Origin of the sequence: Gottfriedia acidiceleris, assembly GCF_050457485.1 — a bacterium.
Classification (GTDB): domain Bacteria; phylum Bacillota; class Bacilli; order Bacillales; family Bacillaceae_G; genus Gottfriedia; species Gottfriedia acidiceleris_D.
In genome coordinates this window covers 1-25,974 of record NZ_JBCMJM010000020.1, presented here as the reverse complement: position 1 = coordinate 25,974, position 25,974 = coordinate 1, and the positions used below count along the sequence as shown (strand labels likewise).

At 33.1% G+C, this 25,974-nt stretch carries 30 protein-coding genes; 25 read left to right on the top strand and 5 right to left on the bottom strand.

Features of this window, described 5'->3' with window-relative positions; translation table 11 throughout:
* Positions 1-197: 197 nt before the first annotated feature.
* The 3 genes from ABEY15_RS20595 (at position 198) to ABEY15_RS20585 (ending at position 2,528) form a co-directional block, all read left to right on the top strand.
* Positions 198-1,391 (top strand): CapA family protein, encoded by a 1,194-nt coding sequence (locus ABEY15_RS20595; protein WP_429891934.1) that lies wholly within the window; start codon positions 198-200, stop codon positions 1,389-1,391.
* A 245-nt stretch (positions 1,392-1,636) separates the two neighbouring features.
* Positions 1,637-1,927 carry a hypothetical protein gene (locus ABEY15_RS20590; RefSeq protein WP_429891933.1) on the top strand — a complete coding sequence of 97 codons (291 nt, stop codon included), beginning with the start codon at positions 1,637-1,639 and terminating at the stop codon, positions 1,925-1,927.
* Between the two features lie 127 nt (positions 1,928-2,054).
* The gene (locus ABEY15_RS20585; protein WP_429891932.1) at positions 2,055-2,528 is read left to right on the top strand and encodes a GNAT family N-acetyltransferase; all 474 of its coding nucleotides are present in this window, start codon (positions 2,055-2,057) and stop codon (positions 2,526-2,528) included.
* Positions 2,529-2,568: 40 nt separating this feature from the next.
* On the opposite strand, the gene ABEY15_RS20580 is transcribed toward ABEY15_RS20585, so the two are convergent.
* Positions 2,569-4,668 (bottom strand): TerD family protein, encoded by a 2,100-nt coding sequence (locus ABEY15_RS20580; RefSeq protein WP_429891931.1) that lies wholly within the window; start codon positions 4,666-4,668, stop codon positions 2,569-2,571.
* 414 nt (positions 4,669-5,082) lie between these two features.
* On the opposite strand from ABEY15_RS20580, the gene ABEY15_RS20575 reads away from it, so the two are divergent.
* The 5 genes from ABEY15_RS20575 (at position 5,083) to ABEY15_RS20555 (ending at position 7,861) form a co-directional block, all read left to right on the top strand.
* Positions 5,083-5,508: an SRPBCC family protein gene (locus tag ABEY15_RS20575; RefSeq protein WP_429891930.1), complete on the top strand. Its 426-nt coding sequence runs from the start codon at positions 5,083-5,085 to the stop codon at positions 5,506-5,508.
* Positions 5,508-5,879, top strand: coding sequence for an ArsR/SmtB family transcription factor (locus ABEY15_RS20570; RefSeq protein WP_429891929.1), 372 nt, complete (start codon positions 5,508-5,510; stop codon positions 5,877-5,879). Before ABEY15_RS20575 ends, ABEY15_RS20570 begins: the two co-directional genes overlap by 1 nt.
* Positions 5,880-6,005: 126 nt before the next feature.
* Positions 6,006-7,169 carry an MFS transporter gene (locus tag ABEY15_RS20565; RefSeq protein WP_429891928.1) on the top strand — a complete coding sequence of 388 codons (1,164 nt, stop codon included), beginning with the start codon at positions 6,006-6,008 and terminating at the stop codon, positions 7,167-7,169.
* 117 nt (positions 7,170-7,286) lie between these two features.
* The gene (locus ABEY15_RS20560) at positions 7,287-7,424 is read left to right on the top strand and encodes a hypothetical protein (protein WP_429891927.1); all 138 of its coding nucleotides are present in this window, start codon (positions 7,287-7,289) and stop codon (positions 7,422-7,424) included.
* A 110-nt stretch (positions 7,425-7,534) separates the two neighbouring features.
* Positions 7,535-7,861 (top strand): antibiotic biosynthesis monooxygenase family protein, encoded by a 327-nt coding sequence (locus ABEY15_RS20555; protein ID WP_429891926.1) that lies wholly within the window; start codon positions 7,535-7,537, stop codon positions 7,859-7,861.
* A gap of 148 nt (positions 7,862-8,009) precedes the next feature.
* Here ABEY15_RS20555 and ABEY15_RS20550 read toward each other — a convergent pair whose 3' ends face one another.
* A complete protein-coding gene (locus ABEY15_RS20550; protein WP_088012223.1) occupies positions 8,010-8,165 on the bottom strand; it encodes a DUF1540 domain-containing protein in 156 nt (51 codons plus the stop codon).
* A 651-nt stretch (positions 8,166-8,816) separates the two neighbouring features.
* On the opposite strand from ABEY15_RS20550, the gene ABEY15_RS20545 reads away from it, so the two are divergent.
* Positions 8,817-9,998: a hypothetical protein gene (locus tag ABEY15_RS20545; protein ID WP_429891925.1), complete on the top strand. Its 1,182-nt coding sequence runs from the start codon at positions 8,817-8,819 to the stop codon at positions 9,996-9,998.
* An 88-nt stretch (positions 9,999-10,086) separates the two neighbouring features.
* Here the strand turns inward: ABEY15_RS20545 and ABEY15_RS20540 are convergent, their stop codons facing one another.
* Entirely contained in the window at positions 10,087-10,422 is a 336-nt protein-coding gene (locus ABEY15_RS20540) for a hypothetical protein (RefSeq protein WP_069033298.1), read from the bottom strand.
* Between the two features lie 280 nt (positions 10,423-10,702).
* Here ABEY15_RS20540 and ABEY15_RS20535 point away from each other — a divergent pair, with 280 nt between their 5' ends.
* The 7 genes from ABEY15_RS20535 to ABEY15_RS20505 all read left to right on the top strand — a co-directional run bounded on the left by ABEY15_RS20535 (position 10,703) and on the right by ABEY15_RS20505 (position 17,368).
* A complete protein-coding gene (locus ABEY15_RS20535) occupies positions 10,703-11,035 on the top strand; it encodes a 2Fe-2S iron-sulfur cluster-binding protein (protein ID WP_429891924.1) in 333 nt (110 codons plus the stop codon).
* Between the two features lie 112 nt (positions 11,036-11,147).
* The gene (locus ABEY15_RS20530) at positions 11,148-11,918 is read left to right on the top strand and encodes a creatininase family protein (RefSeq protein WP_429891923.1); all 771 of its coding nucleotides are present in this window, start codon (positions 11,148-11,150) and stop codon (positions 11,916-11,918) included.
* 27 nt (positions 11,919-11,945) lie between these two features.
* The gene (locus tag ABEY15_RS20525) at positions 11,946-13,400 is read left to right on the top strand and encodes a hypothetical protein (protein WP_429891922.1); all 1,455 of its coding nucleotides are present in this window, start codon (positions 11,946-11,948) and stop codon (positions 13,398-13,400) included.
* Positions 13,401-13,620: 220 nt separating this feature from the next.
* Positions 13,621-14,349, top strand: coding sequence for a TenA family transcriptional regulator (locus ABEY15_RS20520; RefSeq protein WP_056471818.1), 729 nt, complete (start codon positions 13,621-13,623; stop codon positions 14,347-14,349).
* 58 nt (positions 14,350-14,407) lie between these two features.
* Complete coding sequence (locus ABEY15_RS20515; protein ID WP_429891921.1) at positions 14,408-15,880, top strand: aldehyde dehydrogenase family protein; 1,473 nt, start codon at positions 14,408-14,410, stop codon at positions 15,878-15,880.
* 12 nt (positions 15,881-15,892) lie between these two features.
* Complete coding sequence (locus ABEY15_RS20510) at positions 15,893-16,372, top strand: GlcG/HbpS family heme-binding protein (protein WP_429891920.1); 480 nt, start codon at positions 15,893-15,895, stop codon at positions 16,370-16,372.
* Positions 16,373-16,699: 327 nt separating this feature from the next.
* Positions 16,700-17,368 (top strand): GntR family transcriptional regulator, encoded by a 669-nt coding sequence (locus tag ABEY15_RS20505; RefSeq protein ID WP_429891919.1) that lies wholly within the window; start codon positions 16,700-16,702, stop codon positions 17,366-17,368.
* 154 nt (positions 17,369-17,522) lie between these two features.
* Here the strand turns inward: ABEY15_RS20505 and ABEY15_RS20500 are convergent, their stop codons facing one another.
* Positions 17,523-18,329 (bottom strand): aspartate dehydrogenase, encoded by an 807-nt coding sequence (locus ABEY15_RS20500; RefSeq protein WP_429891918.1) that lies wholly within the window; start codon positions 18,327-18,329, stop codon positions 17,523-17,525.
* A 185-nt stretch (positions 18,330-18,514) separates the two neighbouring features.
* On the opposite strand from ABEY15_RS20500, the gene ABEY15_RS20495 reads away from it, so the two are divergent.
* The 3 genes from ABEY15_RS20495 (at position 18,515) to ABEY15_RS20485 (ending at position 20,216) form a co-directional block, all read left to right on the top strand.
* Positions 18,515-18,859 (top strand): 2Fe-2S iron-sulfur cluster-binding protein, encoded by a 345-nt coding sequence (locus ABEY15_RS20495; protein WP_056471833.1) that lies wholly within the window; start codon positions 18,515-18,517, stop codon positions 18,857-18,859.
* A 263-nt stretch (positions 18,860-19,122) separates the two neighbouring features.
* Entirely contained in the window at positions 19,123-19,692 is a 570-nt protein-coding gene (locus tag ABEY15_RS20490) for a chromate transporter (protein WP_429891917.1), read from the top strand.
* Complete coding sequence (locus ABEY15_RS20485; RefSeq protein ID WP_069033288.1) at positions 19,692-20,216, top strand: chromate transporter; 525 nt, start codon at positions 19,692-19,694, stop codon at positions 20,214-20,216. Before ABEY15_RS20490 ends, ABEY15_RS20485 begins: the two co-directional genes overlap by 1 nt.
* A gap of 212 nt (positions 20,217-20,428) precedes the next feature.
* Here ABEY15_RS20485 and ABEY15_RS20480 read toward each other — a convergent pair whose 3' ends face one another.
* Entirely contained in the window at positions 20,429-20,671 is a 243-nt protein-coding gene (locus ABEY15_RS20480) for a YkuS family protein (protein WP_069033287.1), read from the bottom strand.
* A gap of 103 nt (positions 20,672-20,774) precedes the next feature.
* Here ABEY15_RS20480 and ABEY15_RS20475 point away from each other — a divergent pair, with 103 nt between their 5' ends.
* The 6 genes from ABEY15_RS20475 (at position 20,775) to ABEY15_RS20450 (ending at position 25,804) form a co-directional block, all read left to right on the top strand.
* Complete coding sequence (locus ABEY15_RS20475) at positions 20,775-20,909, top strand: YuzL family protein (RefSeq protein WP_082459488.1); 135 nt, start codon at positions 20,775-20,777, stop codon at positions 20,907-20,909.
* Between the two features lie 240 nt (positions 20,910-21,149).
* On the top strand, positions 21,150-22,085 hold the full coding sequence (locus ABEY15_RS20470; RefSeq protein ID WP_429891915.1) for a DUF1835 domain-containing protein: 936 nt from the start codon (positions 21,150-21,152) through the stop codon (positions 22,083-22,085).
* Positions 22,086-22,417: 332 nt separating this feature from the next.
* Positions 22,418-23,392: a DMT family transporter gene (locus ABEY15_RS20465; RefSeq protein WP_429891914.1), complete on the top strand. Its 975-nt coding sequence runs from the start codon at positions 22,418-22,420 to the stop codon at positions 23,390-23,392.
* A 75-nt stretch (positions 23,393-23,467) separates the two neighbouring features.
* Positions 23,468-24,406, top strand: coding sequence for a DNA-3-methyladenine glycosylase family protein (locus tag ABEY15_RS20460; RefSeq protein ID WP_429891913.1), 939 nt, complete (start codon positions 23,468-23,470; stop codon positions 24,404-24,406).
* A gap of 115 nt (positions 24,407-24,521) precedes the next feature.
* Positions 24,522-25,163, top strand: coding sequence for a thermonuclease family protein (locus tag ABEY15_RS20455; protein ID WP_429891912.1), 642 nt, complete (start codon positions 24,522-24,524; stop codon positions 25,161-25,163).
* Positions 25,164-25,390: 227 nt separating this feature from the next.
* Positions 25,391-25,804, top strand: coding sequence for a hypothetical protein (locus ABEY15_RS20450; protein ID WP_429891911.1), 414 nt, complete (start codon positions 25,391-25,393; stop codon positions 25,802-25,804).
* Positions 25,805-25,974 lie beyond the last annotated feature (170 nt).

The window sequence follows — 25,974 nt, the reverse complement described above, 5'->3', positions numbered from 1 at the left end:
GCCTTTTGCCTTCGCTTAGGCTCGTCAGTTGACGAGCTTTCGTTATGAATATTTTGAGCGATTTTATGTAAAATCTTTGTCTAAATGTAGTAGGGGAGGATCAGGCATCCGTACTAAAAAGAAATACAATTTTTTTATTTAACTAATAATCGAAAATATATTTCTAGCAAAGATATAAAAAGGAGAAATAAAAACATATGAGGAGTCGGAAGGATAAAAATACTGAAAAAAGAAATAGTAAAAAATTATTTATTTGGATTATGATATTTGTTCTATTTGGCTGTATATCAGGATTTAGTTATTTTGTTTATAAGAAAGTTTATGAAGAAAGCAATTTAGTAAAAAACGAGACTAAAAATAAAGTAGTAGATAAACCAAAATCGATTAAAAAGCCAGCTATAAAGCCACCAGTTCAAAAACCAGAAAATAATAATACGGCAAAACCAGAAAACATAGAAACGACTATAAAAATTAGTGCAGCTGGCGATTTTACACTTGGATCAGATGAAGATTTTCAATATATTAATTCTTTTCCAGCAGAAGCAAATAAAAATGGATTAGCTTATTTTACTAAAGGGCTAAATAATATCTTTAAACAAGATGATCTATCAACTGTTAATTTAGAAACGACGTTAACGAATGCAAAAATAAGAGCATCTAAAACATTTCGCTTTAAAGGTAATCCTTCTTATGCCAAAATATTAACTTTAAGTGGTATTGAAGCGGTCAATTTAGCTAATAACCATAGTCATGATTATTTGCATAAAGGATTTGAAGATACGATTAACAATTTGAAAAAAGAAAAGATAGGTTATTTTGGCTATAACGACCAATATGTACCAACGATTAAAGGTGTTAAAGTTGCTGCACTAGGTTATGAAGGTTGGAATGATTCACCTGAATTAAGGATTAAAATTAATAATGATATACAAAATTTAAGAAAAAGTGGTGTGAAAATTATTTTAATCCATTTCCATTGGGGGATCGAACGAGACTATGTACCGAATAGTACTCAAAAGAATTTAGCCCATTATGCAATCGACCATGGAGCGGATTTAATAGTCGGCCATCACCCACATGTTGTACAAGGAATTGAAGAGTATAAAGGTAAATTTATTGTATATAGTTTAGGGAATTTTATGTTCGGAGGAAATAAAAATCCAAAAGATAAAGATACATTTGTTTTCCAACAAACTTTTCATCTAAATAATGGAGTACTCACAAATCAAAAAGAAATAAGAGTTGTTCCATTTTCAATTTCTTCAGTATCGAGCCGAAACAATTACCAACCATTATTTTTAAAAGGCTCTGAAGAACAAAGAGTTAAGAAGAAAATAATTGATGTTTCAAATAAGATTCATGGATCTAGTTGGACTCAATATGAAAAATAAATAAAAAAAGAAAGCAATCTTTGTGAAAAGATTGCTTTTTTATTGAGTGATGAGGATTTTGATATTTTATTGAACAAGTTCCATTTTATTTAAGTTCAATAGATTTTAGACCAAAAGTTATAGGTACAAGTCCTTATTTAAAATGATAATGCTATTTTTTGGAAGGAATTTATTCTTTTATAACGAATCAAAAGAATAACCTAATAGTAAGTTGATTGCCAAATAAAATTTAGGAGGAATAAGAAATGAATCTACAGTTTATTGAATTCCTTAGTATTATTTTCGTATCCTTGATTTTATCTGTTTGGGTAGAGGTTAAAATGCAAAATAAAACACACAATGTATTAGCTACAATGTCGATTGCATTTAATATTAATCTATTTATCTTAGGCATTGCGAGTATTTGGTGGATCCTTAATGCTAGTGATAACGCAAGTGTAATTTCAGGTATTCAGTTATTATTAGCAGCATTTTTAGGAATTTTATTAATTAATATCGGAGTATTCTTCTTTGTTAGAAATAGGGTAGTTTCGTAAATTTATTAAGCTCGATTAGGTTATTAAGTTTAGATTGACCTTAATTTAAATCTAGCATTACTCTATTTTAAATGAGTAATGCTTTTTATTTTTGCAGTTTTAACAAGTAGAAAAATGAGGAGAAATCATGGAATTATACATTAGTAATATGACAGAGTCTTACGCTAAAGAAATTCTTAAATGGAGCTATGCTCCCCCTTACGATTTTTATAATAATGAATTAAGTCAAGAAGGACTAGATGAACTAGTAAATAGTCAGTATTCAGTAGTTATTGACCAAAATGAGAACTTAATAGGCTTTTATTGTATCGGTCTATCAGCTCAAGTACCAAAAGGGAACGAGTTTGGTGTTTATGAAAAAAGGATGGTTGATATCGGTTTAGGGCTTAGACCAGATTTAACGGGGAAAGGATTTGGGAGTGAATTTTTCAAGTTTATTCTTGAAAGAATTCATGAAACGACTAATCTTTTTACATTCAGATTATCAGTTGCTAAGTTTAATAAAAGAGCGATTCGGCTTTATGAAAATTTTGGATTTAAAGAGGAAAATAAGTTTTGTACTGAGCATGCTGAATTTATAACAATGATTAGTGGAGACTAAATATTCCCCAGACTTTATTAAATTGTCTGGGGGATAAAACTTAGCTCATAAACTCACTTACTATTAAATCATAACGGTATGGTGTAACTTCTTCATTGAATGAAAACACTGTATCTGCTTCATCTTTATTTGTTACAAGCTCACCACGGGCAACAGCATGTAACTCTAATAGTTCATAAAGACAAATACTATTCTTTTCAGTCATAGCTTCAGTTAATATTGCTAAACTATTCGAATTACTTTTTGCGTTGTTATAGTACTCAATATTGTCTTGTAAACCTAAATCACACCAAATAACTTTCTGTTCGAAAGTATCAAAAATTAGTGGAATACTTATTTTTTGATCATTTGCTAGATCGAAGCGATCCATTACAGTACTTGGCTCAAAGACCTTACCTGACTTGAAATCGTCTCTTAGCATCCATCCAGCAAAACAACTAGGTAAATTACAAAATGAATGATCTGAAAAACTATTTACACTTAATACAACATAACGAATCCCATTATTTTTAAGTGTAGGAATATGGCAGTCTATGAACTCACTAGCCCCTTTAGGAGCACTTGTGAAATCACCACTGTGATAACATTTAAGCTGTTTACTTTTTAGCTCATAGTAAGAGATATCACTTATATAATTAAAATTATCATCGTAAAATACTGCACTTAAATCAATATCGACATTTCCTGTATGTACTCCATTTACATCTCCTTCTTTCCAATAAAGAAAGAATCTAATTATCTCACCTTCACCAATCGGAATATGTGAACCTCGAGGTATTGTTTTAAGTGATTTACTTGCCGAGCGCAATCCATTAGGTAATGTAAAGTTACGATAGGATTCATCGATCCATACTTTACCAAGAGGTTCTTTAACAGAAAAACGTACAGACAAAGTTTTTTTAACAACATTTAAAACAGTGTCGATAATAACTTCACTAAGTTTTGTTATATTATTTTCAATTGCATAGAGTTTAGCAATATTTCCTTTTGGAAAAAAGGTGCGAATTCTTCTCTCATCATTACGTTTATTAAAATGATTCCATAGACTCAATAGAACCGGAGTTGCAACATCCTTACAAACGATTGAAAACTGTGAAACAATATATTGTTGATCATTTTCTTTACTAAATGAACGTAAAACAAAATCTAGTTTTCTAGCAAACTCTCCAGGACGTTTTATTAATTCACTTGTTAATTTAGTGAGATTCTTTTCAATTAAGTATTTAGTGATTTTACTTTGGTATGTACTTACTTGTTTTTCGTTTCTAAGGATATTAAATAATTTTTCAGCATGAGGAAAACGCTTCGAATATTCACCAGGATGTAGTTTTTCTCCAATTCTTATCCATACGTTTCGTCTTTTAACCATTTCTTCAATTGCATGAGGGATTTCATTTAATAATGAAAGTACGAATTTACGCTCTTTTCTACTAAATGATTTAAATTTAGTATTCATGCTTAACGAAGGATCACCATCACTTAATACAACACAAAAGCGTAATATATCTGTTGCCGTTTTTAAATAATTTGCGATTTCATTATCGCTTATTTTTTTTGATTGATACAATAGTTTTAGGACTATAACCATTTTTTCTTTTGATAAAAATAGTTCCGGTAATAAATTTAGTGGTTTATTTTGAGCTAAGAGTACAAATTGAATATCCTCAATGTCTTGGGGTTTAAAAGTACCAGTACTATCAATTAATCTTTTAATAATTTGAATTAGATCATCTTGTTTTGCAAGATTAATTATTTTTAGATTTTTTTTATGTCTAAGTGGTGGGCGTTTTTGAATTAGAGTAAGAGGTTGAACATCAAATATATAATACAGCAAACTATTGATATAAATTTTAGCTTCATCAATTTTCATTACGTCATTAGGAAAGTTTTTGTAAAAAGGAATATGGTCAACATTATAGCCTAATTCATTAGAAATAGTTTCTTTGAAATCTATAAACCAAGCTATAAATTCTTGATCGTTCCATGTTTGTAAAATTTCAATAAGCTCAAGTGAAAAAGTATAACCGAACGCTTCAAGTTGCTTCAAGGCTGTTGCAAGTAATGGTTTTGGGAGGTTGTTTTCTTGTTTTTCGATATAGAGGGAATTTTTTCTTCGGAAAAGGATGTTTGTTTGATTCATGTATAGCCTCCAAATTTTATAATAAAAAAAACGAGGAAATTATTGAATCTAGAAAAAGTACTTAGAGTACAAACCTAATAGAAGGAAGATTCAATATAGCCTCGTAACCTTATCAATTCTGATAAGGAATACAGGAAAGAGACCCGCTAGATAAATTCTAAATTTGAGTGTAGAAGGAAGCTGAGTCATAGCCTGTTATATTAGTTTAGTATGTATGAAAGCGTTTTGCAACTAATAACATATTCTTGTTATTTAAGGAAAATTCATAATGTAAGGCAGTTTTTCGATTTATAATAATTTAATAACTTAAGGAAAAAATAAGTACGTAAAATTCGATTGACATGAAACCAAATGGTTGTATATAATTTCAAATATAACCAAAAGGTTTTATATTAACTAGAAAGAAGGATTGAAATGGGCGTACAAAACCAAGTTGAAGATATTAAACAAACTCTAATATATAATGCACCTATTCAAAAAGTCTGGGAGGTCGTCTCAACATCGGAAGGTATATCTGCATGGTTCATGCCAAATGATTTTAAACCAGTCGTAGGTCACGAGTTTCATTTGCAAGGTCCATTCGGTCCATCACCTTGTAAAGTTTTAGAAATTGATGAACCAAATCGAGTAGCGTTTTCTTGGGATGTTGATGGGTGGGTAGTATCATTTAATTTAAAAGATTTAGGGGATCAAACTGAATTTACGTTAATCCATAGTGGATGGAAAACTGCTAATGAAATTCTTCCAAAACCAAACCAAAAAAGTGGTATAGTACGCGACAATATGAATGGTGGTTGGGCTGGTATTATTCAGAAGCTTAAAAAGGTTGTTGAAAACTAGTGTCCAGTTCTGCACAAAAATATGACGTATTTCAAGCGATAGCCGATCCTACTAGAAGAGAAGTACTTAAATTATTAGCTAATAATGAATTGCCGATTTCAGAGATATCCAGTAATTTTCCAATGAGTCGAACAGCAATTGCAAAACATCTCCATATCCTTTCAGAAGCTGAATTAATTAGTGGAAGAAAAGTTGGCAGAGAAAGAAGATATAAACTACAACCAGAAGCATTTTTAGAGATTAAACAATGGTTATCATATTACGAGCAATTTTGGGCAAATAAATTATCCATCTTACAACATCTAGTTGAAAATAAAGAAGATCAAAGTATAAAACTAATTAAATCAAATAAAGACAATAACGAAGAGTAAGTTCAAAACGAATCTAAAGTAGGTTCGTTTTTTTTTGCATAGACATTTTTAGTTATATCTATATAATAAATTAATGTGACAAAAAAATATTATGAATGAATTGGATCATACTTGAGGAGTTAAGCAATGCATAAAAGTATATATATTTTAGCTATTGCAACATTTGTTGCAGGAACCGTTGAGTTTATTATTACAGGTTTACTGTCTATGATTGCAGGGGATTTACATGTTTCAGTTGGTGCGGTTGGTCAACTAGTTTCAATTTTTTCAGTAGTATTTGCTTTTGGAGCTCCTATTTTTATAGCGATCACTTCAAAAATAGAACGTAAAAAATTACTATTACTCGCATTAGCAGTATTTTTCTTTGGAAATATTCTTTCCATCATAAGTCCGAATTTCGCTGTTTTATTAATCGCACGTATTATACTTGCAGCAAGTTGCTCGGTTGTAATTGTTGTTTCAATAACGACTGCAACAAACATCGTTTCGCCTGAAATTAGAGGTAGAGCAATTGGAGTTATTTTTATGGGAATCAGTTCATCTCTAGTTTTTGGTGTCCCATTGGGTACAGTGATCGGTGAAAACTTCGGTTGGAGAATGACATTTGTTTTAGTCGGTTTATTAAGCTTATTGGCTATGCTGGGGATTTATAAATTCTTACCGAAAGTTAAAGGTCAACCTACAATCCCATTGGTTAAGCAAGTAGCAACACTAAAAAATAAACGTATTTTATCGATTCAACTAATTTCTTTTTTACAATTAACAGGACATTTTACAATTTATACTTACTTTACACCTTATTTAATGAAAACGATGGGATTATCTACTAACATGATCAGTATTGTTTTACTTGTATTTGGTATGGCAGGGATTTTAGGTGGATGGATAGGTGGTTGGTCTACTGATAAATTTGGTGGAAGTAAAACATTAGTATTTAATTTAGGGTTATTAGCTATTTCTATTTTAATTTTAACATTCGCTCCTAGTTCAATTATTAGTTTATTTATTATAGTTGTTATTTGGGGAACTGTATCTTGGTCAATTAGTCCAGCAGTTCAAGATAGTCTAGCGAGGGTGGCAAAAGATTCGGCTGATATTCAAGTTGGATTAAATAACTCTTTTTCTCATACGGGAATTGCTTTAGGTTCAAGTTTAGGTGGGATCCTAATTACTCAATATGCAGTAACAATGAATGCTTTAGTAGGAGGAATTATTGTTATTTTTGCATTAATTTCTGCTATTTATTCTTTTGTTTTAACAAATAAAGTGAATGAGACTAAATTAATATAAAAAAATGAAACGATGCGTTTTTTATTGCATCGTTTTTATAATTTATTTTTCAGATTTGGATATTCTAATAATGAAGTTTTACGGCATAAAACTAATATTAATTAGAAGGTGATTTTAATGGAAAATAAACCAGCACATTATGATGGTAGTGGAATTAATAATGAAGTATTAGAACAAAACTCTCAACAAGAGGATATTCAAGTAACAGACGAAATGAGAAATAACATAAGCGGAAATCCTTATATTTTTGAGTAATATTTGAAAGCGATACCTTGAGTATCGCTTTTTTATTTACATTTTTTGAATTTGACTATGTTATTTAATTCTTTCATCAAATATGATTAATAGAAGAAGGTGGGATAAAAATGAGTTCATTTGCAAAAACGCCAAAACCTCCATATTATGCTGTAATTTTTTGTTCTAAAAGAACGGATGGAGATAATGGGTATAATAAAATGTCTGAGAAAATGGTTGAACTTGCATCTAGTCAACAAGGATTCCTAGGAGTTGAAAGCGCTCGTGATCATGAAATGGGGATAACGGTTTCATATTGGGAGTCATTAGATGCTATTAAGACATGGAAAGAACACGCAGCTCACAAAGTTGCTCAAGAACGTGGAAAAAAAGACTGGTATGAATCCTTCGCATTAAGAGTGTGTAAAGTTGAAAGGGATAATTTTTTTGATATGTAGCATTAAATAATGATTAAATTGAAACAGATCCAAGATCGAGATGTAAATAATATAAAATAATTGGAATAAATTTGAATGAAAATGATAGTTATTATCAATACTATAAATAAGAAAGGGCAACCTTCTAAGTAGGTTACCCTTAAGACAATTACATTCCAGCTTCAAATGTTTTACAATCTGTTTCAGCATTGTTTTTAGCTTGTTTCCCTTTATGGCTTACAACATAAATGGAATCCGCACTACATTTGTTTCCAGAAGCCCAATATTTACAGTTATCAACTTCGCATAGTACATCTTTTGCCATTATAAGACACCTCCCTTAATTTTATCTTTTACATTAATAAGGGGATTGATACATTTATTATCTCTTTTTTTTATGTAAATTAATTCAAGTGAGAAAATCTAAAAGGCAAGTAAAAAACCTTATCGAAATGCGGTAAGGTTTTTTAAAATTGTACACTACTTGAACTTGGTTAAACACATTGGAATTTGAATATAATAACATTAAAACTAGATCAAGATTGTGCTTTTTTAAGGAATTATATAATTTTATAAAGTTTAAAGTAATTTAAAAAAAAATAACCTTATTAAAGTCAAAGCTTAACATGTATTTACCTATAACTTATATCAATCTTTTCAGTGAAAAACAGAAAAAGATAAAATTGTATACCAAAACTAGGTATTTATGGTATAATTTCTTGTAAAATATACTGATTAATATCTTTTGGTATACCAAGATTGAAGAGAGGATGGTGATACAATGTTGAAGTATGTGTTTGGATTAGTAATTTTTTTATATTTATTTTCTTCTTTGTTCCATTGGGATTTACAATTTTTTATTTCTTCTATTTGTGCCTTTATTGTTCTTTATACAATGTTTACAGTTAAATCGCTCGTTAGAACAATAGGGAGTATTTTTTTACTTATAGGATGTATTCTTCTTTGGAGAAGCAATATGAGTATAAAAGAATATATCCTTTCATTCGGTCCAATGCTGGATTTGCTTACTATGTTTGCAGTAATTCCAATATTAGGTTTTCCGGTTAAACTGGGAGGATATGCAAAGGGCATTCAAGCGATCATACAGAAGAAAGTAAACACATCTGGCCAGTTGTACATAATGACATCAGGAATATCTTACTTTTTAAGTATGTTTATGAACTTGGCAACTCTACCAATGACTTACTATTCTATTCAACCATCCTTAAGTCTTTTTTCTATAAAAAAAGAAGATCGTTTTATGAGTCGAGCTATTACACATGGATTTGCGATGCCTCTACTATGGGCTCCAATTACACCAATCGTAGGTATCGTAATTGGCGTAACTGGGGTAAGATGGATATCTATATTGCCATATGTATTACCGTTAAGTATATTGGGGATTGTGTTAGATTGGGTATTGGCGTCAAGGAATTCACGGAAAAGTGTTACGAAAGGACATAGAAATGATTTAGTAAAAGATGAAACTGCTGCTTCACTAGAAAGTGTAGCTCCTCAAAGAAGAGTTTTTCATATTTTCATAGCTATTATTCTATTCAATCTCATCATTTCATTTGCAGAACATCTTTTTTCTTATTCTTTTGTGATTATCGTATCAATTCTAGTAATTCCATTTGCTCTTGGTTGGTCTGTTCTCATTAAGCAACAAAAAGCATTTTTACATAGTTTAAAAGAATATTTTCATTCCTATTCCTTTAAAATGAAAGACCAATTTTTTATCTTTTTGTCAGCGGGTTTTTTTATTTCCGTTGTAAAAGGAACGAATATAAATGAAACAGTAAACATAGCAGTCACTCATTTTAAAGATATTGTAGGACCAGAGGTATTTTTAATTCTATTACCATTAATTCCGTTATCATTTGCGTTTACAGGGCTACATCCTGCAGTAACCTTGACGTTAATGGCTGAAGCGCTTGATCCACAAAGCTTAGGTATTTCACCGTATATTTTAACTGTGTCATTACTTGCCGGAGCCATTTCTGCGTTTTTAGTAGGGCCATACAATGCGACGATTGGATTAATGTCGAGCATTGTTAAAGAGAGCTCCTTTAAAGTATCGAATTGGAATATACCATATACAATTAGTTATTTACTCATTGTAATGTTTTATTTGTTTGGTTTAGAGTGGCTTATTTAGAGGGATCCAAAGGACAACATTAGGATAGTTGTCTTTTTTTATTGTAAAATTAAGAAATAGCACTGGATCAGTGCTATTTCAATGTAATCTATACAGTTAGTACGTCCGACTTCACTAATTTGGAATGCTGAGAGTCCTCGCTGTTTCCTTGAGCTTTTACTATTTCGTATAACTCTTCTAGTGCTGCTTCAATCGTTTCAAATGTCTCAAAGAACTTTACACGAATATCATTCACGTATTCTTTTCCTTCATACTTTTCGTAAAGTTTAATTTTAATATTGTCGTCTAACACTTCGGCAATTGTATATTTAGCCTTTAGTTCGTTAAAAAAGTAGAAGTGGTATGTTTCGATTGCCTTTAATCCCTCGTTATCTACAATAGTTTGAAACGTGTCTTTATTCGTCAAAACAATATACTTACCCATCTTTGCACACTCCTCATCTAATTATGTAGTATTGAGCATAAGGTATTTTGTATACCAAATTTCTATTCATAGTGTAATACAGAAAAAAATATTAATCAATAATAATTTTCTGAATTTTTAATAAAAACAATGAACGGTTACTATAAAAGTTTTTTGAATAGACAAAACACTTAATGTTAAAGATTTCCAAATAAATAATAGTATTTACTTTCTAAAAAATTCGAATTATAATCAGATTAAATTTTTGAAATTTTAAGAAAATTACATTGGAGGGATACATATGCCAAAAGTACGCTTGCATGTAGAAGGAGAAATTATTGAGCAAGAAGTGCGTGATCACACTAATTTAGTAGTGTTGGCAGGCATCCGTCAATTCCCGAAACTGAAATACGGGTGCGGGATGGGTAAATGTACAAAATGTGCATGTAGAGTGCTAGAAGGAGCAGAACAGCTTGATCCGCCAAACTGGAAAGAGCAGAAAATGCTAGGTGAAAAGGTTGAAGAAGGCATTCGATTATGCTGTCAGTTAACGATCAAAGATGATATTGTCATTTCACAAGAAAATATAAACGCCCCAATACCGAAAGTTGCAAAGCCAGTAAATGCACAGTAATTTTTTTGCATCATCTAGGTATACAAAATACCTCTTTAATTTAAAGGTTGAATTCATAGGACGAAAGTTGAAGTTTTTGTAAGCGAATACAACTATGAAAGGGGGTGAAAATATGAAATCATATTTGTTAACTGAGATGACTTGGGAAGAAGTAAAGGATGCACTACATACTGTAAAACTAGCAATAATTCCAATTGGTGCACACGAACAGCATGGCCCTCACATGGTTGAAAGCTGTGATGCTGTACTAGCTGAGAAAATGGCTGAAAAATTAGCTGAAAAAATGTATCCTCATGTAATTGTAACGCCTACTGTCAATATGGGAGTCTCGCACCATCATTTAAACTTTCCAGGTACCATTTCATTGCAACCGACTACTCTTATAGCAATTTTAAAAGATATGATCATATCGCTTAAACATCATGGTATTCAAAAATTTTTATTATTAAACTCTCACGGCGGCAATCAGTCAACGTTAAATGTTGCTTGCACCATGTTGTCAGAAGAGCTAGGTTCAGAAATCTATTATGCTAAAACGACTGCATCTGCCAAACTTTCAATCTCAGAATCTATTCACTCGCCATTGTTCGGTCACAGCTGTGAACGAGAAGTGTCAGAAGCACTTTACTTGGCTCCTCACTTAATTAGACCAAATAAAATTACTAAAGGAAGCATCCAAAACGAAGGTAGATGGAAGCAGCTACGACCTGGTAAAGCTATTCAAGGGTTTTATCGATACGAAGAGATGACGACTAATGGTTGCATTGGGGATGCAACGAAAGCAAGTTTCGAAATAGGGGAAAAGATTGTAGGTGAAGCACTCGAAAACCTTTCAAACGAACTCCAAATGCTATTACATCTAGAAGAAGAATGTAAGTTGTAAGTACCTATAAATGAGAGGGTGGGGTTTATGGATTTAACTGTTGCTCACTGGCTTTATGGTATCATGACACTTGTTGTAATTGTGACTATGCTGTTTCGAAAAGGGGTTGTATTGCCTACCATCATTGGAACCTTTATTGTTTCTATTGCTTATAAAGGATCCGTTGTTGGTGGATTTCAAGCGTTATTCAACGCAAATCTTGTAGCAGCAAAGGAGCTATTTACGATCTTTTTAATCATCACTTTTATGGTGGCATTATTGCATTCCTTAAAAGATACTGGTGCAGATGAAAGAATGATTGCCCCTATGCAGAAGGTAATGAAAAACGGACATATTGCTTTTGCTGTTCTATTAGTCGTCACATACGTCATTTCTTTATTCTTCTGGCCAACTCCTGCCGTTCCGCTTATTTGTACGTTATTAGTACCTGCGGCTATTCGTGCTGGTTTATCGCCAATTGCTTGTGCCATGGTTGTTTCTATTGCAGGACAAGGTATGGCATTATCATCCGATTATATTATGCAGATCGCTCCAATGCTTACTGCAAAATCAGCAGGTATTCAAACATCAGCTGTGTCAGGTAAGGTCATGATTCTCTCGTTAATTACAGGGGGAGTGGCAATCGCGATTACGTACTTTACTGAACGCAAATCAATCGTTAAATCAGAAAGTGAAGCTTCATTGCAACATTTACAGTCACTTGTAAACAAAAACTCTTCTGCAAATGAAATAGCTGCTGCAACAGAAGCAACTATGGATGATAGAGAGCGTGAAAAATGGGGGAAAATTTTTGCTGTATTAGTCCCACTATCACTACTAGCAGTAATCATATTTATGTTTTCAACAAAAATAGGTAATGGTAAAATGAGTGGTTTTGAAGGAGGGGACGGTGCAGCATTTATCGGTGGTGTTGCGACTATGTTGTTAGTAGTAACATGTGTAGCGTTCCGTCGTTTACAAGCTCTTGATAAAATTAGTGAGCATATTACAGAAGGATTCGTATTTGCATTTCGTGCAATGGGACCAGTTATTCCGATTGCAGCATTCTTCTTTTTAGGCAGTTCGGACTTTAGCGGTACCATTTTTTCCTTAGGAGAAAATGTAGCAAAGCCAGCATTCTTAGTTGATTTAGTTCAGGCTGGTCAATCGATCATTCCACATAATTCGGTTTTAACGGCGTTTGGTCTATTAATTACTGGAGCGATTACTGGGTTAGAAGGTTCAGGTTTTTCTGGATTACCGCTAGTGGGAGCTTTATCAGGAGCATTGGCACCTGGGGTTGGTATGGAGCCTGGAACGCTAGGAGCAATCGGTCAAATGGGATCTGTGTGGACAGGTGGTGGAACGTTAATCGCGTGGTCTTCATTGGTAGCGGTTGCTAGTTTTTGTGGAGTGAATGTTTTAGAGTTAGCTAGGAAAAACTTACTTCCTGTTGCTACAGGCTTAATAGTCTCTACCATTGTCGCTCTCGTTATATGGTAGAGCATCTCTTTAAAAGTTAGAAAAGTTAGAAAATTTAATGAAAATGTATTTACAAATAAAAAACTATGGGTTACTATAAGGTTAGTTGGTATACCAAATACAAAATACAAATAAATTACACATATTTAGTAGTTTTTATAGGTGTTTTAAGTGATTTGGTATACTTCGATTGTTTAACTAAACTATTAAACTACATAAACATATTGGAGGAGGAGTTTGGATGACTAGATTATTATCTAAAGATGAGTTTCGTAAGGAGTTAGAAGAAGCGATTAAAGGGAACCACAGCCAAAAAGCACCTTTTACTGTAGCATGGGCTGAAGGAAAATTAGAGCGTAGTCACTTCGCTCGCTGGGCTGAAAATCATTACCATTATGTTGGACCTTTTGCAGATTACTTAGCTTATATCTACCATAACACTCCAAACTTACCAAAATATGAAGATGCTAAAGATTTCACATTACAAAACATGTACGAAGAAGAAATCGCTGGCGACCGCCATACAGATTTATTAATTCGATTTGCTGAAGCTTGTGGAACAACTCGTGAGCGCGTATTAGATCCTAACAATATGGCTCCTACAACGCTAGGTTTACAAAGCTGGTGTTTTGCAGTAGCCGCACGTGAAAACTTCGTAGTCGCAACTGCAGCATTAGTTGTAGGACTTGAATCTCAAGTTCCAGACATTTATCGTAAGCAAACTCCAGCATTACGTGAGAAGTACAACTTTACAGATGAGGAAATTGAATTCTTTGACTTACACATTGTATCAGATGAAATTCACGGAGAGCGTGGATACAAAATTGTACTTGATCATGCTGATACTCCAGAGTTACAACAACGTTGCTTAGAAGTAGTTCGTACTGGTGCAAAAATGCGTCGCATGTATATGGATGGCTTATGGAGAGAATATCTTGAAAAAGATTTAGGTGCTCTAGTACAAGCATAATAATTAGAAAATAAAATGGCAGTTTCCGTCTAGGGAACTGCCATCTTGTTCAGAAAGGATGATAAATTTGCTAACTACTAAACTAGAAACTTATAAAAATTACATATCTGGAAGTTGGGTCGAGTCAGTAAATAATAAAACGTTCCAAAGCGTAAACCCTTCTAATAAGGAAGATATTGTCGGTACATTTCAGGCATCGACAGAACAAGACGTGATTCAAGCGATTGATGCAGCAAGCGAGGCTTTTCCTGCCTGGGCACAAACTCCACCTTCTAAACGTGCAGCTATTTTAAATAAGGCGGCAGCAATACTTGAACAGAGAGTGGAACAACTAGCAGAAGAATTAACACGAGAAGAAGGAAAAGTAATAAGCGCGGCCAAACAGGAGGTGCTTCGCTCAGCGGAAACGCTTCGCTATTATGCAATCGAAGGACAAAGCTTTACGGGGGAAACATTCCCGAACGATGATCCAAATATGAGCGTCACAACAGAAAGGGAGCCTCTTGGTGTTATTTCTGTCATTACACCATGGAATTTCCCAATCTCCATACCATCAAGAAAGATTGCTCCGGCATTAATTACTGGAAATACAGTTGTTTTCAAGCCTTCATCTGATACACCTTTAATTGCATTTCGACTTGTTGAGGCGCTTCATGAAGCTGGTATACCAAAAGGAGTCATCAATTTTGTAACAGGAAGTTCGTCCGATATCGGGGATATCTTAGTTAAACATCCTGCTATACGAGGAGTTACATTCACTGGGTCTACTAGTGCCGGGGAACATATTCATAAAAACACATCCTTTACTACAAGAACACAAATGGAGCTTGGTGGAAAAAATCCTCTAATTGTAATGGATGACGCAGATATTGATTTGGCAGTTAACCTAACCGTGAGTGGAGGCTTTCATCTTACTGGTCAAGCATGTACAGGCACTAGTCGTGTAATTGTTATGAAGGAAGTAAAGGAACAATTTGTGCAGAAATTAGTAGAAAAAACAAGTGCTTTAAAAATTGGCGACGGCTTTGACGATAATGTCATTATTGGACCTCTAGCAAATGAAAAGCAGTTAAAAAACGTGCTGAAGTATATAGGAATTGGTAAAGAAGAAGGGGCTACTCTTGAATATGGAGGCCAACAGCTTGCATATGGAAAATACGAAAACGGCTACTATATTGAACCGGCGATCTTTACGAATGTAAACCCTGATATGCGTATTGCTAAAGAAGAGATTTTCGGCCCAGTAGTTGCTGTAATTGAAGTAGAAAGCTATGAAGAAGCCGTATTAATTGCTAACAATGTTGAATATGGATTATCTGCATCGATTGTTACCAATAATTTGAAACTTGCTCATCAATTTACTAAAGATGTTCAAGCAGGGACAGTTAAAGTAAATCGTACAACGACAGGTAATTTGATGAATGCACCATTTGGTGGAGTAAAACGCTCTAGTACTTCTACATTCCGTGAGTCAGGTAGAGTTGGACTTGAATTCTTTACACAAATAAAAACAGTCTATATCGGTTACTGAGGAGGATTTTAAATGAAACAAATATTAAAATTAGAACTAGATGAAGCAAAAGTAATGATTGAAGCTGCTAAGAAAAAATCAGAAGATATCAACGTTCCAGAGACGATTGCAATTGTAGATGACGGAGGATATGTCATTGCACTTGAACGAATGAATGGTGCTCGTATTACGGGTCCTGAAATTGCTATTGCTAAAGCATATACGGCAGCTGGGCATAAACGCTCGACTCATTTATTTAATACAGAACCAAATGGACCAGCCCTACCTGGAAATGAAGCATTTGGAATACAACATATGCTAAATGGAAAATTTGCAATTTTTGTTGGCGGTTTTCCAATTGTAGTAAATGGGGAAGTCATTGGTGGCGTGGGGATCAGCGGTGGAAATGGAGAGCAGGATACAGCGGTAGGAACAGCTGCTTTACAAGCATTGCACGAGTTCCTTTCAAATGACGGTTATGAAGTTGTTACTGATGCAGACATTAAAAAATAATACTTTGGAGGCGGTTAGGTGTTGTTCCTACATCGCCTTTTTTGGTGTACAAACATTCACATAGAAAATAACTGGGATTAAAGTTCGTATTTGTAGGCAATAAAAGTAGTTAACTCTAGCTATAAGAAGATTTACTTATCAAAATGGTTTGAGAGATAAAACAATTAAATAGCAAACGTGCTTGTATGAGCATGAATGGTATAAATTTCCATCTATGTGCTCGATTACTCATTTAAAAGATACTATAATAGAAATATCGATGTACTTTTAACAAAATGATGATACACTATTTTAAAATAGGCAAGAAATGGGAGGCAGGTGGATGGAATGGAGATGGAAACTAATTTTCTTTCAATCCGGGAACATGCGTATAGATATTTAAAAGAATTGATTTTAGAGGGGCATTATAAGCCAGGTGATCGCTTAATTGAACGGGAGCTTGCTGTTAAGCTAAACATTAGTCGTACACCTATTAGAGAAGCTTTATTCCGCTTAGAATCACAAGGGTTTGTAAAAACGGTTCCGCGTAAAGGGGTCATCGTTTCAAATATTTCTGATGAAGACATTATGGAAGTGTTTACAATTTTATCTTCACTAGAAGTGTTAGCAGCAAAATTGGCTGCTAAAAAAATGACGGACGAAATTCAAAAAGAGTTTGATCAGAAAATCGAGGAGCTTCTTTATATTGAGGAACACTCAGACGAAACCTTTGAGAACGAGCATATCGAAATGAATCTCCTACTGTATAAGGCAGCGAAAAGTCCGAAGCTATTTGAAATTTTATCTGGTTTAACAGATTATATCCATATGTCCGCTAATATGGGGTACGAAACGCCTGGAAGACGTAAGGAATCATTGAGGGAACATATTGAAATTATGAAAGCAGTACGAAATAAAGAAATAGAAATGTCGGAGTATTTAACGAAAATTCATATCGAAAATTCTAGACGTGCGTATATGAACTACATAGAAAAAAGAAAAGAAAAAACGACATAAAAATAGTTTGTGGATGTTTTCGTCCCTTTTCTTGTATGGAAAAAACAATTTTCTAAAAAGACTAAAAGCCCCTATTAGATAGACTGTTAGATCGTCTAGACTAAGGGGACTTTTTATTTTAGTTTCGTATTTCACATATAGTAAAGAGAAAATTCTAGATTCCAATAACGAGCGAGGACGTTCTATTTTTTAAAGTATTACAAATACTCATTGCTACAATATACCCCGTCTTTGGATTAGTAGAGGAAGGAATATTTTGCACCTTTACTTCCATTTCACCAAAAAATCCCTTTACGAAAATTTGATGTGTATTACTTGCTATGCTTGGATCTACATAAACTTGAACTTTTGTTTTATCAAATCCAATTCCAGCAAGACTCAAGGTTGCTGAAACATTTGTGCTTTCCGGAAAAAGCTTAGAAGACTCTCTAGCAACACCTTTATAAATGCAAATTGGCTCTTTAACGGTGTCTAAATCTACTTTCTCCTCTGCAATTGTTCCTCGCCAAGCACTCGGTGGTTTTCTCGTTACAAGCTTTACTTCATCAACCCCCTGAAGCATAGAAGCAGCTACACGATCTAATCCAGCAATCGCAGCAGAAGGGATGATGATCTTGCTGTTAGTAAGCTTTGCAGCAGTTTCAAGTTCTTCTAATAATTCATCATCTGATAGTGCACCTACAGAAGAGATGATAAAGTCACTACTAGAAGATAGCGTCCTTTTCCCATACTTATAAACAGCATCATGACCTGCAGCTTCAATAATAATATCCAATCCTAATCCGAAAAAATCCTCTTCATTGTCGTAAAATAAATCGCTTATATGCGATTCGTATTGATCCTTTCTCCGTACGAGAACCGCCTTTAATAATACATCCCCAGCCTTGCCTTCGTTTATATATTTGACGATATCTTGTCCGATCGCTCCAAATCCAATTAATCCAATAGAAAGCACATTCATCACCTCGTTTTTTTGAATATTATGATATTTTTGGTATACAAAATATTATATCAGACCGGTATAGAAAAACAAATAGAGTAATATAAATTAAGAAAAATAGCTTAATATATGTAATTTTTATATTGTCTGAAAATTATAAATATGGTATATTGTATACCAAAGAGATAAAGAGGAGGATTTGAATTATGCCGAAACTGAATTTTGCTACTAGTGGAAAAGTGTTAGAAGTACCGGAAAACTCCAATATTTTACGTATGTCTCTTCGATTTGATGGAGAACTACCAAATCGATGTGGTGGAGGCGTTTGTGGATCCTGCGTTTGTAAAATTGAAGAGGGTACTGTTGATCATATAAAAGTACAGGAGCGTCGAAAGCTTGGTGAAGAATGGTTAAGCAAAGGCTTCCGTTTAGGTTGTCAAGCATTCATCACTGACGAAGATGTAACGATTTCTTGGAACGAAGAAGTAACAGATGAAGTAAAAAAACGAAAATTAGATCATCCGAAAAAGAAAGTGACATCTACACCATAAAATCCAATTTTAAGAGCGGGAGTGAATGATATGTTGTTAGTATGCGACAAACATATGAAAGAAGCCTTAAAGTTAGTAGAAATGCCTCAAATTCAAAAAGCTCAAACTGGTCAGACATGCTCGTTTTGTAATGTGGAGACCTCGCTTTTAATGAACATGGTCAATCAACCTAATCCAGTTAAGAAAAAACCATGTGGCAAATGTGTGAAGTGCTCTTGTCTTATTGCAAACTAAAAGAAAGATAATCTAAAGGGATGGATTTTATGAAACAGTTAAATATCTTTATCGCCTTTTTTAGGAGCAGTATGCTTGGATACGGAGGTGGACCATCGACCATTCCATTAGTACATAAGGAAGTGGTTGAACGCTTTAAATGGATGACTGATGAAGAATTCGGAGATGTGCTCGCTATTGGAAACACACTTCCGGGGCCGATTAATACAAAAATGGCTGGATACATTGGGTTCAAAGTAGGCGGTAAAATTGGGATGATCAATGCAATAGTTGCAACGATCCTGCCGACGATTATTTTAATGGTTGTTTTATTGACCACTTTAGTGACATTTAAAGATCTAAAATGGGTGCAAGGAATGACTAAAGCAATTGTTCCAGTAGTTGGAGTCATGCTTGGTGTGCTAACTTGGCAATTTGTAGAAGCTTCTGTTAAGGGGTTAAAATGGCCCTTTACAATCGGGCATATTTTAGTAGGGATTGTTTTAATGCAATATTTTCATATACATCCAGGATTTATTATTGGTGGGCTACTGTTATTTGCAGTCGTTAAGCCAACCAAATCAGTTGAAGGTAAAAAATCAAAAGGACTGTCTGCATAATGGTATATTGGAACATTTTCTGGGCGTTTTTTGTTGCTAATATTTTAGGGTATGGAGGAGGCCCTGCGACCATTCCTCTTATTCAAAAAGAAGTGGTCACAAGAGGTTGGCTTACACATCAAGAATTTAATGAGGCTCTTGCTATGGGAAACTCCCTACCTGGACCGATTGCTACGAAAATGGCAGGGTATATCGGATTCCATGAAGGTGGTATTCTAGGTTCATTTTTAGCTGTATTTGCCACAGTTGCACCATCATTAATCCTCATGCTGACTTTAATGGGAATTTTGTATAAATATCGACATTCGATTCAAGTTAAGCGAATGACTCTTTACGTCAAGCCAACAATCGCAGTTTTACTTGGCGTTATGGCTTATAATTCATTTCATGATTCATATTTTCAAATTGGTATTGGACAGTTTTTATTTTTAGGAGTAATTAGTTACATATTAATGGAGAAAGTAAAGCTACATCCGGCTTTTATAGTAATGGGAGCTTTGCTATATGGTGGATTAAATTTATAATTTGAAAAAAGGGTAAGCAAATTTCATTGAATTTTGCTTACCCTTTTTTGCACATTAGAAAGTATAAATTTTCTAGCGACGAAGGGGAATCGACGTAGTTGCATATTTTAGGAATAAGGTAAAAGTGCAACTGCGCATCTGTCTTCGCTTTAAAATTCGCCAATTGGCGCGTTTTCTTTAGAATGTTTAATATAACTTTAGTTTGTAATTTGTTATTGTAATTTACTTTCAACTTGTTGACAAACTTGATCAGCTGTTAAGCCACTTGCCTCGATAACTGATCCTTGTGTAGCTACATTTTGCATTCCCATTACATTTGAATCAAGTCCTGTTACTACGCAGCAATCGCAACCATTTGCATCTGATTCTTGTTTTAATTCAACAACATCGTGTCCCGCTGAACGTAATGCTTCTTGAACATTAGTTAAAGATTGTTCTACTCCGATTCTAGCCATAAAAAACACCTCCTCAGAAATATAAGATTTGCAATTTACAGGAAAAATATTCTTTGAATAAAGAAGTTTAAGTTTAGAAAAAGTAAAGATGGAGGTGTTTAAAATGGGAAAAACGAAAAAAGATCCATCTAGAGTCGGCTTAGGATCACCAAATGTACAAGGTCAAGGGACTACAACATCTGAAACTGGTGTTGAGATGTCTTCTAGTAGAAAAAAACAAAAAAGAGAGATTAAATAAAGACTATTAGTCAGTATTCAAGTAACATTCAAATTAATCTGATTAAAGCCCTATTTATCTCGCCACCTATTATATAGGTGGTTATTATTTTGATAAAAAATATAATATATGTAAGAGGAATCTACGGTCATTAAGAAGAATTAAGAACTTAATTAAATAATCTAGTTAAAATACATTACATCAGTTTTGAAGTAATGTATTTTCTTTTTAATTAAACCAATGGAGAAAGTAGATGAATAGATGAATCATATTGTAAATGGTGATGTAGTTGGCGGAAAAATAAAATCTTTAAATGGTAATATTGTTGTATGGAGAGAAATGTATGATTTTGGGCCACTTAGTCGAGATTGGACTTTAGAAGAAACATATAAAAGAAGAGCAGAATTTTTTGAACAAAAGCTACAAATTCCTTTGAGTTTTTTTATTGAAAATTGCCGAAGCCAATATCAATTATTAAATGAACTATCTCGTTTTGAGGAAGTTGTTCTATGGTTCGAACATGATCGATACGATCAGGTGACGATACTCTATTTATTATCGGAATTATCAGCACTTGGATTTCAAAAAATTTCGATGGTTAGCATAAATGAATATGAAGGAATTGAAACATTTCACGGATTAGGTCAATTATCTTCAGAACAATTAATTGGATTACTTCCAACTAAACAAGAAGTTACAGAAGATCAAATAGAAGAAGCATGTGCTGGATGGGAAGCTTATTGTTCAAATAATGTAGATAAACTTGATAATTTTATTCAAAAATGTCATGCGCTTCCGTTTTTAAAACAAGCTTTATTAAGTCATATGACATATTTTCCTTCTCAACAGAATGGATTAAATGAAGTAGAATTTTTAGCATTATCAATGATCAATGAAGGTATTAACTCCTTTGCAGAACTATTTAATAAACTCGTCAGACAAAGAACAAATGATGGATTAAGTGATTTATATTTCGCAGCAATTTTAAATGAATTAATGGAAGATGATCACCCTTTAATAAGTAGTGACAGTGAATTACCAAGTTATAAACAACATAACCCAAAAGCAAAAATTGATTTAACTAAATGGGGATTAGACGTACTAACGGGAAAAGCAAATCGAATGAATTTAATTGGAATAGACTGGTGGGTTGGAGGGGTTCATTTAGTTGAAAAAGCCTCTAATAATAACATGTAAGGTCAGGTCTTAATAATTGATGCTGTAGTTAAATTAGAGAACAAAGTATTTAATTTAAGGGTAGCAGGTATTTGGATTGAAAATGGGCATGTCTTACTTCACAGACTAGCAAGTGACACAATTTTGTCCTTACCTGGTGGTAGATTACTAATTCAATGAATGAATCATTTTAAGGTAAGGAAGGAAATCGATTAATTTTTAAATGGGTTAGAATAGACAAGCTTGAAGAAACTGAATTATACCCTGAATTTTTACGGAAGAAATTAAAGGAAGTTTCAACCGAAAATCATTTTATCGTAAAAGATAATTGAAATTGTTATAGAGGTGGTAATATGCGCCCGATATTATTAGGAATATTAGCGGCATTTTTCTTTTCAATCACATTTATTTTAAACCGCTCGATGGAATTATCTGGTGGAAGTTGGATTTGGAGCGCATCTTTAAGATACTTTTTTATGGTACCTTTTTTATTGATCATCGTAATCTCTAGAAGAAATTTGTATGTTCTATTGAAAGAAATGAAAGGCAAATTAAAAGGTTGGGTTATATGGTCAACAATTGGATTCGGTTTATTTTATGCACCAATATGTCTAGCAGCAGTTTATTCACCAGGATGGCTCATAGCTAGTTCATGGCAGATAACAATTTTATCTGGATCGCTATTAGCACCATTTTTCATAATATCAATTCAAACATCAAATGGAATCCGAAAGGTACGTGGGAAAATTCCTTTTAAAGGATTAGGCATGTCTTTATTAATCATATTTGGTATTTTATTAATGCAGATTGAGTTAGCTACAAAAATAGCTATTTCAACAGTTTTAACAGGTATTCTACCAGTTATTATAGCCTCATTTGCATACCCACTTGGCAATCGGAAAATGATGGAATTATGTGATGGAAAGCTGGATGTATATCAACGCGTTTTAGGAATGACTTTAGCAAGCTTACCTTTTTGGATCATTCTATCAATCTATGGATTATATACCGAAGGACTTCCAAGTCAAAACCAAGTATCACAATCATTAATTGTAGCGATCTCATCAGGTGTAATTGCTACTGTATTATTTTTTCATGCTACTGATTTAGTAAGGGGAAATATGCAAAAATTAGGGGCAGTAGAAGCAACCCAATCTATGGAAGTATTATTCACAGTAATTGGAGAAATGCTCTTTTTATCATCGGCATCTCCATCAATTATTTCTTGGATTGGAATGATTATTATTATGATCGGCATGATCTTACATAGCTTTCTATCACAGAGGGTAAAGTCCGTACAGCAAGAAAAGGAAACTGTTAATTTATGAAAGGTTATTTTAGTGATATTCAAAAAGAATGGCAATACTTTTACTTTTTGAATATTAATCTTGTGTAAAGTGGTGATGAGTATTTATAAAGAATTCAATGAATCACTTGTATTAGATAAAAATAAGAATTCGATATCCATCGTAACACCAAAAGATTTTAGTTTTAAAGAATGTTTAGTATTTTTAGCACGATCTAAAAATGAGGTACTCCATCAAGTGAATGGGGAATATTTTTTAAAACTTATTAAAATAGAAAATAGAATAATTTTACTAAAAGTAAGTAGTGATTTTAACCAATTATTAATTGAATTTCCAGACCAAAATCCAAATGAAGAAATAAAAGTAGCTGCAGCAGCATTTATATGGGATTTATTTGATTTAGGCAGAGACCTAACCGAGTTCTATCAATTAAGTAAAAATAATCAAATGTTACAGTTGTTAATTGATCAGCATTTTGGACTTCGCGTAATTGGAATTCCGGATTTATTTGAAGCATTTACATGGGCAATTATGGGGCAACAAATCAATCTGTCATTTGCGTTTTCTTTAAAAAGAAGCTTGGTTGAAAAATATGGAGAAAGCTTTAGATGGAAGGATGAAATATTTTGGCTATTTCCAACTCCAGATGTAATATCCAAACTTGAAGTTTCCGATTTAACTAGTCTGAAATTTACTAAACGAAAAGCTGAATACGTGATTGGGATCGCAAAATTAATGACAGATGGACTCATTTCAAAAGAATCTCTAAATCGTTTAGATTCATACGAGAAAAAGTTAAATAAGCTTATAGAAATTCGAGGAGTTGGGAACTGGACTGCTGATTACGTTTTGATGAAATGTTTACGAGAGAAATCTGCGTTTCCAATTGCCGATGTTGGAATACATAATGCATTAAAAAATCAACTATCATTAGAGAAAAAACTTTCAATTGAAGAAATTAAGAATATGTCTATAAAATGGAAGGGCTGGGAAGCTTACGTAACGTTTTATTTATGGAGATCATTATATTCCTAAATAAGTAATACAAAGCAAAGTCCTTTAAAAGTGAAAAATCCCCCTATATTTCGATACATAATTGGTTTTTATTGTTAAAATAATGTGTAGTAACAAGAATAATTGGGGGAACAAAATGAAAAGACTTATTTTATTAACTGTAATGGCTATTCTTGGACTTAGTGGGTGTTCACAGCCAACGGTATCAGTTAATACTGAAACTGATTCAAAATTTACAGTTGAGCTTATTAAATGCATTGATGGAGATACTGCCAAATTTACAGAAGTTGGTACAACCAGATTCTTATATATCGACACGCCAGAAAGTACAAGGACGATTGAGCCATATGGAAAAGAAGCTTCAGCATATACATGTAATCTATTAAAAAATGCAAAAACAATTCAGCTTGAATATGATGGTCCCAAAAAGGATAAATATAATCGAACACTTGCATGGATTTGGATTGATGGCAGACTAATTCAAAAAGAAATTGTAAAAAAAGGCTATGTAGAAAAATTTTATGATTATGGTAATTATTCTTATGAATCAGAGTTAAGAAGCTTACAAGCAACTGCCCAGCAGCAGGGTGTTGGTTTATGGAGCAAGAATAAAACTAATCATACAAAAACGAATAATTCGTCTAACAATAATAAACAGTACTTTAAAAATTGCACGGACTTAAGAAAGGTTTATCCAAACGGAGTACCAAAAGGGAGTAAAGCCTACCAAGCACAAATGGATCGTGATCATGATAATTACGCATGTGAAATGGAGTAAAACACCTAATATTAGGTGTTTTTTATCTGATTAGGTCTTTTATTTTCGAATTCAATCTCTGACGCTTGGAATTATTAAATTTTGTTCTAAAAATTTTAAAAGAGAGGCAATTCTACAAAGGAATTTCGGTTTAATAATAGAATAGTATTAGTGCCTAAAAAATTATTTTTACAATCTTGTTTAATCATGACAAAATATAAATAAGAAAAATTGAAGAGGACGGGACTATGATTAAATTTTTTAAACGACTATTTAGTAAAGAAAAAACAAATCAAGTTACATTGCCATTAAAAGAAACTCGTTCCCTATCAAAAGTGGAAATCGAATATATTATTAGTGAGTTTACTGATAAACAGAGTAAATTAGTAGATGATATGAAAAAAAATTCAGTTAATCATGTCGATATTGAGTTTAATGAACTAATCACAAATAGAATCACGAATAATTTAAAGTACAGAATACCTTTTTTAGAAATTGAGTTAATTTATTTAAATAATGTATTAAGAGGAAAGAAAGTAAAATCAATAAAATATAAATTGTTTCATCAAGTCAGAGATACTGAAACGACAGAAATAACAGATATGGTTATTAATCAAGGATACTCTTTTGTTCCTTCTGTAGGTTATTTAAAAATTGGATGAAATCATGTTGAGAACCCACAAGTCTATGTACTTGTGGGTTTTCACGCTGTTAAAAAATAAACTTGTCAATTAATTATCAAATTTTCGTAAAAGGAGTAGAGTGATGTTGATTTCCATTACAGGATGCTCGCTTTCCATGGGGCGAGACCTGAGCCTCCTCGGCGAGCCTG